Origin of the sequence: Dysgonomonas sp. Shenzhen-Wh21, assembly GCF_043392705.1 — a bacterium.
In the GTDB taxonomy this organism is placed as follows: domain Bacteria; phylum Bacteroidota; class Bacteroidia; order Bacteroidales; family Dysgonomonadaceae; genus Dysgonomonas.
On sequence record NZ_JAIXHZ010000017.1, the window covers coordinates 1 to 1779 of the forward strand.

The 1779-nt window shown below is 30.1% G+C and carries 2 protein-coding genes; both read right to left on the reverse strand.

The features are described 5' to 3' along the window. On the reverse strand, positions 1 to 401 hold a 401-nt coding region (locus LDB17_RS00690), incomplete at its 3' end, for a polysaccharide biosynthesis protein (RefSeq protein WP_393924829.1). A 7-nt stretch (positions 402 to 408) separates the two neighbouring features. After that, positions 409 to 1779: murein biosynthesis integral membrane protein MurJ (gene murJ, locus LDB17_RS00695; RefSeq protein WP_393924830.1), on the reverse strand; the 1371-nt coding region annotated here is incomplete at its 5' end.

Genomic DNA, 1779 nt, shown 5'->3' on the forward strand with positions numbered 1-1779 from the left:
TTGATCGTATAGGCTGCTTTATCAGTAGATAAAACCACTACATTTTTTACGCCAAACTCAACTGCCGAATCCAGCACATTCTGTGTACCTAGTACATTTGTATTTACAGCTTCAATTGGAAAAAATTCGCATGAAGGAACCTGTTTTAATGCTGCTGCATGAAATATATAATCTACCCCACGCATAGCGTTATCTACACTACGTTTGTCTCGAACACTGCCTATATAAAATTTAACTTTCGAATTACGTAATGCATGACGCATATCGTCCTGTTTCTTTTCATCACGAGAGAAAATGCGAATCTCTTTTATATCTGAATCTAGAAATCTTTTTAATACAGCATTTCCAAAGGATCCAGTACCTCCTGTTATAAGGAGTGTTTTATCTCTAAAATAATTCATATCTCTATTATTTACGGTTTATATACATATTTACCTTATCCTTTATTCCCGATATTAGAAATATCATCTCTCTGTTTTTTAATAAATATAGGATTAAGACATACATACCTAGGGTTAAGCATGAAGCAATAAAGAAATAAGCAATATTATCGATATAGAAAAAGTATTTATATAAATACCAAATTATAATGGAAGCTAGAAGAGCTAGGCATAATTCTTTATAAAACTTCTTTTCAATCGAATAACTTACAAATGAAAACTTTCGTACTAAAAAGGATCGCACTAATACAAAGTACAATATATTAGAAATCGACGCTCCTAACGCAACTCCGCTTATCCCCATTTTTTTTATTAGTAGTATGTTTAGTAATATATTCAATGTAGAACATCCTAAACTAATATACATTGGCAGTATTGAATTGTTCAAGGTATAGAATATACGAACATATATTTCTCTAAGTGCAATAAATATAATCCCTATAGAATAAAAAATGAATACCACCGAAATATCTGTAACAGCATCCAACATCATGTTCCCTCTATAATATATTGTTTTAATAATTTCAAATCCACCAATTAGACATAATACTGCAAGCGGAGTAACTGTTAATAAGCAAATCTTTATAGATGAATTAAATGATTGAGAAAATTTTGAATAATCCTTTTGAGCCATTAATAATGAGAATACAGGATACATAACAGTTAGGATTGCTATTGTAATTGTACCATTTACCAGATTTAAGATACGTAATGCATAGTTTATAATAGAAATACTACCTTCCCCTAATTGAGAACATAATATATTCGTAACCATCAAATTTATTTGCTCAGCAAATGAAGCTATAATAACAGGAATAGCTAATATTATTATTTTCCGAAGATAAGGATCTTTAAAATTGATTACGAATTTATATGTAAACATATCCTTAATAAAAAAGTGCTGAAGGAATAGTTGAAAGAACCATGCGACTAAACCGGAAATGGGAACTACATATATTCCATATTTCGGAGCTAAGAAAATTATAGCTAAAATTGTTATACTGCTATTTATGACAACCAATAATTGAGGTGAGAAATGTTTTTGGTTTGCGTTTGAAATATTAATAAATACTGATGTTACAAGAGTTATAGGAAATGACAAACAAAGGAGACGTAGCAATTCTACTGAATACTTAAAAGTTTCTTCGTCGAATCCAGGTGCAACAAGTCGAATCAATAAAGGAGCAAATATCTGAACAAAAATAGTCAAGCAAATCGTTATTAACGTAAAAACATTTAATACGTTAGAAGAAAACACCTTAGCTGCATTATATCCATTATTCACTCTACGATCGTTGTATAAGGGTATAAAAAACATTAATGCGCTTATAGTGATAGG